7 protein-coding genes are annotated in these 7,275 nt (G+C 35.5%); 2 read left to right on the forward strand and 5 right to left on the reverse strand.

What is annotated here, in order from left to right:
- The 4 genes from Q0K80_RS09400 to Q0K80_RS09415 form a co-directional block, all read right to left on the reverse strand.
- Nucleotides 1-672, reverse strand: a 672-nt coding sequence (locus tag Q0K80_RS09400; RefSeq protein ID WP_294605721.1) for an FRG domain-containing protein, incomplete at its 3' end; no start/stop codon positions are given.
- Between the two features lie 395 nt (nt 673-1,067).
- Nucleotides 1,068-1,496, reverse strand: a complete 429-nt coding sequence (locus tag Q0K80_RS09405; protein WP_294605724.1) for a very short patch repair endonuclease — start codon at nt 1,494-1,496, stop codon at nt 1,068-1,070.
- The gene (locus Q0K80_RS09410) at nt 1,483-3,351 is read right to left on the reverse strand and encodes a Z1 domain-containing protein (protein ID WP_294605726.1); all 1,869 of its coding nucleotides are present in this window, start codon (nt 3,349-3,351) and stop codon (nt 1,483-1,485) included. The genes Q0K80_RS09405 and Q0K80_RS09410 overlap by 14 nt, the downstream gene beginning before the upstream one ends.
- A gap of 4 nt (nt 3,352-3,355) precedes the next feature.
- Nucleotides 3,356-4,483 (reverse strand): restriction endonuclease PLD domain-containing protein, encoded by a 1,128-nt coding sequence (locus Q0K80_RS09415; protein ID WP_294605727.1) that lies wholly within the window; start codon nt 4,481-4,483, stop codon nt 3,356-3,358.
- 107 nt (nt 4,484-4,590) lie between these two features.
- Here Q0K80_RS09415 and Q0K80_RS09420 point away from each other — a divergent pair, with 107 nt between their 5' ends.
- Both Q0K80_RS09420 and Q0K80_RS09425 read left to right on the forward strand, forming a co-directional pair.
- A complete protein-coding gene (locus Q0K80_RS09420) occupies nt 4,591-4,917 on the forward strand; it encodes a helix-turn-helix transcriptional regulator (RefSeq protein ID WP_294605729.1) in 327 nt (108 codons plus the stop codon).
- Complete coding sequence (locus tag Q0K80_RS09425) at nt 4,907-5,956, forward strand: DNA cytosine methyltransferase (RefSeq protein ID WP_294605731.1); 1,050 nt, start codon at nt 4,907-4,909, stop codon at nt 5,954-5,956. Before Q0K80_RS09420 ends, Q0K80_RS09425 begins: the two co-directional genes overlap by 11 nt.
- Nucleotides 5,957-6,123: 167 nt before the next feature.
- Here Q0K80_RS09425 and Q0K80_RS09430 read toward each other — a convergent pair whose 3' ends face one another.
- Nucleotides 6,124-6,753 (reverse strand): hypothetical protein, encoded by a 630-nt coding sequence (locus Q0K80_RS09430; protein WP_294605733.1) that lies wholly within the window; start codon nt 6,751-6,753, stop codon nt 6,124-6,126.
- Between the last annotated feature and the right edge of the window lie 522 nt (nt 6,754-7,275).

Consider the following 7,275-nt stretch of genomic DNA (forward strand, 5'->3'; position numbering starts at 1 on the left):
TTGCTGATATTCAAAGGGAATCACAATCTCCTCATAAGAAAAATCATTTTCAAATGGAGTGATACCTGTAATTCTTCCATTTTCTATTTTGTTCGCAGGTATAGCAAAGGTTCCCCTTTGTTCATACATTCTGTAATTATCTGTATCAATGATCGTATTAGGCCGAATAAAAATACCGTGACTTAAAATATGTTTAGCCCTATCTATACTTATGGAACTGCCATTAACACTATTAAATTCATTAAGAATTGATGCTAACTCTCGGTCCTTTTGTGTTGCAATAAAAGATGCTAATTTAACTTCATCTGAGTTAGCATCATAATTTGGACGTATCAGTACATAAAGGCTAGTATCTTCTCTTGTGTCATGCTGAGTAGCAAAGAAAAGCGCAACTAATGGATCGGTAGTAAAATCTAAAAGTCTTGTTGGTACGCCATTATGTTGCATTTTTGCCAGGTTCTGTACAACATTTTTATTGGGCCTTTGATACTGCAGATAAGTACGTGCTTCTGATAAATAGTTTTTATTATTTCGTGCTACCGACGGTATCATATTAGGGAACCTTGACAACTGCCCTCTGAAGAATAAATTTCCCTGTTTTTTGTAATTACTATATTTATCTAAATACCTCAATAATTGGTCGACGGAAACAATTTGATTTTCTTTTGCCACAATGTACTTCCTTTCAAAACATTATTCAACAGCACCCTACTTTGCTTAATATACTTTGTGCCCTAATCTACTGACGGTCCCAGCCGATTTTTCCAATACTGCAATTGAAGCGTAAAAGTAAAATTAAAGTTGTATTTAAAGTAAGCTACATAGTACTGTCTAATGTCACAAAAAGGATTCACCTAAAGTACTAGAATTAGAATCCGATACCTGAACGTCTTCAGTACGAAATGTGTTAGGCATTTCTTCACAGTTCTCTCAAGAGTGGAACTATAGATTAATATAAGCCTCATAACCATTTCAAACTTACAGAGACTTACTTTAGCTAATTTTTATAGCAACTTTTTTAATTTTTGACGTATTTATATAATATTAGGGGCGAAAAACATGATATGTTATATGTTTCCTTCCTTAGATTTTATAGCATTTAGAATCGTATCTGTACAATAATTTAATTTTTTTAACACTTGATGCCTTTCCCAAAAACGGATCACTGTCCATCCCATTTTTTGCAACTCAGCATTGACTTGCTTGTCGTGTTCCATATTATAACTTATCTTCTTAAGCCAGTATTGCCGATTACGATGAACTCTTTTGCCTGATTTAATTTCATCATAATTATAGCCATGCCAGTATTCACCATCTACAAATACAGCAATTTTATATTTGGTAATTGCCAGATCTGGCTTACCGGGAAGCTTTTTATAGTTGCGGAAGTAACGGACCCCCTCATGCCAAATGGCCTTGCCAAGAATGGTTTCCGCCTTTCCACCGGTTGACCGGATTTTGGACATCATTTTGGATCGATACTTAGTTGTCTCCATCGTCTGCCTTCTTTTCCGTAACGTGATAAATTGCCTTATTTACTGGGAACTTGATGTTAGGAACCCAAATTTTATCTGACTTCCATCCCTTGCCCACTACTTCGTAAAGCGTCATGACTGGCATGTCGGTAATTTGATTTCCTAAAGCAAGATCATTTGGAGAAAGCAACGCACCCGTCCCCTGAGTAATGTCACGACTCCGTCGAATAATAATAACCCCTTGGCTTCTATGATCTTTTAGCATATCCTGCAAAGCAGTTATGTAGTCATCGACATTAAAGTCAGCACCACCATCGATGTTTTTCAAAATACGGATAAACAATGCCAAGTTAACCTGTTCTGATGGTTTATGCGCTTCAATTGGATCCAAAATATTGGCAATTTTAGTGATTTCATCAAATGACTTGTTTGATGGATTAAATGGAAAGTAATTTTTGCCGCCGACAAATATGTGAACAAACCTATTATCAAGTACATTTGCTCGCGTTGGTGATAATCCTTCTGGTAATGAAATAGTTATTTGAGAAAGGTCACCATCACTGCTGTCAATCTGTTGAACAATCGCATTATTAACAGAGTTGATGTCTTCAAAGAGCTTATAAAGTTCTTTGCTGATATAAACAGCCATTAAATTAGCATGTCGATCATAACCAAACATTCGGCTATGTTGCCACATGGTATCAGCCTGCGGATGTTTGGAAGAGCGTACATAGTAAATTGTTTGCAACTTTGGAAATGTAACCCCACGCCCAAGCGTATTTCCTCCGATCACAATATTGCTACCAGTAGCGTAATTTTCAGCTTCAACGTGCTCTTTTCCATTAAGCATGTAGATGTTTGTAATATTAAGCAGGCCGGTAGCTAATTGGAAGAGCTGATTTTTAGGCATTAGATTGGCTTTCTTGGCAACTTCATCATATTCTTTGGAGAATTTAACTTTGAAGTCGCTATTATTCTCTTGATAGGAGCTGAAGATACTTTTTACTTTATTAGCGTATTCTTGATGTTTAGCAACTCGGACAGACGGATGGATAATCATATTGCATACCTTATCACCACTGTTAAGCATTTGGGTAGCAACAACCAAGTGATGAAGCACAGATTCTTCAAGTGGATCTGGTGTTTCGTCGATGTAATGAATGCATGATGGAACTTTATTTTCTGGGAAAAAGAAGTTGCCGCCAAGATATTGTTGTCCTGGAGTAAAGTAGACTGCAAAATCTGGATGCCAGGTACTATCAGCAGTTTGTAATAACAATGCTTGAGGTGTAGCAGTTGATTGTAGATAAATCGAACCAATTGAAAGCTGATTAATCTCATCCAGATATTTATTAATGGTGGATTGCTTATTCTTATTAACAAGGGTATTCAGTGATGAAGCATCTGCTTCGTCATCTAAAATAAACAAAGGATTTCCTGCAACGACACCAGAAGATTTCAGATTATTGGACCATTGATGGAGTGTATGAAAGTTCTTTTTTAATACAATTACTGTGGGCTTTGCAAGGTTGTTTTCATTGAATTTCTCAGTGTCATATTCACCACAAATGCAAAAATCAGGCAGGTCGTTTTGAATTCTCTCTAGTGTTTGTTTCTGTAAAGTGACGTTGTCAGTAGTAAGCAAAACAAAAAGCGGGAACATTTCGTCTGCTGCAGCGCAAATAATGCCAAACATATGCCCTGTTTTACCAGACTGGATATTGCCGAATAATAGGCCTGTTTTTCGACCGCCCATGTAATCAAAGTTATTTGCAATTTTTTGATAGGCTTCTTCGGCAGTTTCTTTAATGGAATTGGCAAATTGCGGATTTCCGTTATTAGTGATGCGTGATACGTAATCGTTCAGGTAACTCATTTAACTAATCTTCTTTCAGTTGGTGTGGCAGGAATGACAGGAGCCAAACATCTAGCATTTCTCCGCGCTCATTTTTAGTCTTTTGAGTAGTTTTGGTAAGACTCAAGGTAGTCTTACCATACTGCTTTAACATTTTTTCGGTAATAAGGCCTTTGAAGTCCTTATCATTTTCAACGTGATCTATAGGTTTAACAATACCGGCAGCAACAAGACGACCTTTTAACCAGTAGCCCATAATTTTAAGATCATCTTTGGAATAAAAGTTTTTGTTGTGGTCACCACACGTCCAAGCTTCGAACTTCCAACCATCATCAGTGACAACCATGAATGGTTTTTTATATTCGGGATATCCTGGTAGAGTATATATTTTCTTCCCGTTAACGATCTCTGTTTCCCACCATTCACGTTTGCGGCCTTTGGCATAGCAAACATTGATATTAGATCCTCTAAACTTCTGGTCACTACCGTCCTTTGGCACCTTTAATGGGATTTCGATCGTCGTACCCGTTAGATGACGCTCGTACGTAGCAATTTCATCCGAATTCATGCGTTGAACATGTTCTACATCTTTTAATTTGAAATTCTCTTGACGAATTAATGGGATAGTACTTCTAACAGCATCAATGGGCTTGCAACATAACTTATCAAGTTTTGCAATATGATCACTCAGCTCATGAAGACTGCTTTGTTCTTCTAAACTAATGGACATCTCATATTGCCGGCGTGTCTGAGCGTTTAATGAAATAGCTCCTAAGTTAGCCGATCCAATAATGCCAGCAAACTCTTTTCCATCACGTGAAAAGAGGTAGCATTTGCCATGATAGCGGAAAGTACATACTATATTAACTTCGCCGATACCGCATTCTTTCCATTGCTGATTCATTCTGATAAGCGTGTTAAAGATGTTTTCGGGCATTCCCTCGATAAAGTACATACCAACAGTCAGATTAATATAGCTAATATTGTATTCGCATATAAGACTATCTAGCTCTTCAAGTGCATCCTGTGAAACATATCCGGTTGCAATTTCTACACTATCAGCTTGTTTAATATATTCGTAGAATTTATTGCAAAAGTTATCTTTAGTGTTATCTGTACGAAGTGGAGGGACATTGGTATATAGAATAGACATAGCATTCTCCTTTTGCTGCGAAATCAAAAATATTACCATTAATTATTTCTTTATCGCAGCTAATATGTTAGAATTATAGACAATTAATTATACAAAGAAGGTATTGTATGAGTGAATCATTAGGTCAATATTTAAGAAGCCTTCGCAACACCAAACATATGAGCATGTCTGATGTTCGCGAACAAACAAATATAACTAATTCTCGGCTTTCTAAATTAGAAAATAATCAGATAACCGACCCATCAATATCGGTAATCTGTAAGCTATCCAAATGCTATGATGTAGATGTCGTTAATGTGCTAAATGAAGCAGGCATGGATATAGATAAATCTACGCCATTTAATCACACATCCTTTTTGAATAAAGAAGAAATAGACAGCTTACAGAGAATTATTGACTTGTTAACGAAAGAGAGATGGAACAATGAAGTATAAACTAGGTGAATTATTTTGTGGCCCAGGCGGTTTGGCCCTTGGTGCCAAGACAGCAGATATAGGTAACGGTGATCAAATTGTTCACGCATGGGCGAATGACTTTGACAAAGACACATGTGAAACCTATATTCATAATATATGTCCAGAAAATCCAGAATCTGTCTACTGTGAAGATGTCAGAAAATTTGATTTAACACAGTTGACACAAATTGATGGACTAGCATTTGGCTTCCCATGCAATGACTTCTCAGTTGTTGGCAAGCAGAAGGGATTTAATGGAACATACGGTCCGCTTTACACTTATGGCGTTAAAGCATTAAAAATTTATCAGCCCAAATGGTTCCTTGCTGAAAATGTTGGTGGGATTAGATCAGCAAATCAAGGCAAAGCATTTCAAAAAATACTTTCAGATATGAAAGATGCTGGTTACACAATCGTGCCAAATCTCTATAAATTTGAAGAATATGGAGTTCCTCAAGCACGCCACCGTATTATCGTTGTAGGTATTCGCAATGACTTAGCTTCCAAATATCATTATAAAGTGCCTTCTACAAAATTATATAAAAATGTAGATAATAGTGCAAAAAATGCTATTGAGAATCCGCCTATTCCAGAAAATGCGTTTAATAATGAATGCACACGCCAAACAAAAACTGTTGTAGAGCGTCTTAAATATATCAAGCCAGGTCAAAATGCTTTTAACGCTGACATCCCCGAAAATCTTAGATTGCATGTTAAAGGAGCCAAAATCAGTCAAATTTATCGGAGATTAGAACCTGATAAACCTTCATACACTGTTACTGGTTCTGGCGGTGGTGGTACTCATATGTATCATTGGTCAGAACCGCGAGCTTTGACTAACCGTGAAAAAGCACGTCTGCAAACTTTCCCAGATACTTTTGAATTTATGGGTTCCAAGGAAAGCGTTAGGAAGCAGGTAGGTATGGCTGTACCAGTTCGTGGTGCGCGTATTATCTTTGAAGCAATTCTAAAGACATTTGCTGGTATTGATTATCCATCTCAAGAAGCCCATATATAGTAAAAATTTAAGTTCTGGTAAAAGAGCAAAAATCAAATGCTTAGCAAGGTTTTGATATTTCAATGCCTTGCTTTTTATTTAAACTTAATTAGATAAATATTTGCATAGTCAAATATTAAATCAAAAAATTATAATTTTAATGCCATGTAAAGACAAAATTGGCAATACTATACAAAAATTTCTGGATGGTTAAACATAATATCTCTAGTTTCATCTCTAAGATTTATATCATCAACGTTTGCCAAATTACTACTTAATCGGTATGATGTGCCATTAACATCAAAAAATTCAGGATGTTTTTCAATATAATTAGCAGATTCTCTTGAATAACCACATTTTTGCAACCAAATTCTGAACACATCATGAGTTCCATATTCTATAAATTCATACCAATCATTATCTAATCTTTCCGTATTAAAATAACTTTTCATTTCTTTAGAAACTTTTAGAAAATAATTAGCGAAATCAAAAAGCAGTACGTTTTGTATAGCATATAAGGTATCGTTAATGATTATATTTTTCTGGGGTTTAGAATCATCAAAATCATAGTACTCTTGATTGCGGTATATGGCATTATGAGGATTCTCGCGTTTATATTCGATAGCTTTATTAATTATATTTTTCAAACCTAATCCAGAAATCCATTGAATTAAGATAACTGCATACCATCGACGCTTGTTCGCATTACCAATTTGACTTTTCTCATATTGTTGCCAATTAAATATCGAGTCCATCTGATCAAGAAAACTTAACACTTCTTGATAATTTAACTGTCCACTATCATTTCTTTGAGGCAACTAAAACAAATCGATGATCTTCAGAAAGTGGATGCTGGTCTTCTGATTGCTTTACCTAACTACCAAGATAGGAAACAAAAGCTAGAATGGTATTATGAAATAAATTATGAAACAAAAAATTTAGTGATTAATGAAATCAGATTAGCAAAGCAAAAGCCAATATCTTAAGGTAAGAAAATATGGGACATAGTAGCCGGATCATCGCCATAATACGAACTTAATCAACTCTTCACGTTAAAATCGACCATTTTATAATTACTATGATTTATACCTGCATCAAGTATTCAGGGTACTTTCACTACCCAAATTAGCATAATTTTTTAAATTTAATATTTATTAAACTCAATCTAAAAATTTAAAATGTTGCGTACTTGCTATTCTTCACTTAAAAAGTGTACCTTTTCCCATCAAAAAATCGGAAAAGATACACTTTTAATTATTTATCAACAAATTATGATTGCAATTTATCGTCTATTTCTTAGTCCGTTCCAGCACGGTCACCGCCTCAACATGCGGCGTTTG

It is taken from the genome of uncultured Lactobacillus sp., from assembly GCF_945290125.1.
Taxonomy (GTDB): domain Bacteria; phylum Bacillota; class Bacilli; order Lactobacillales; family Lactobacillaceae; genus Lactobacillus; species Lactobacillus rizhaonensis.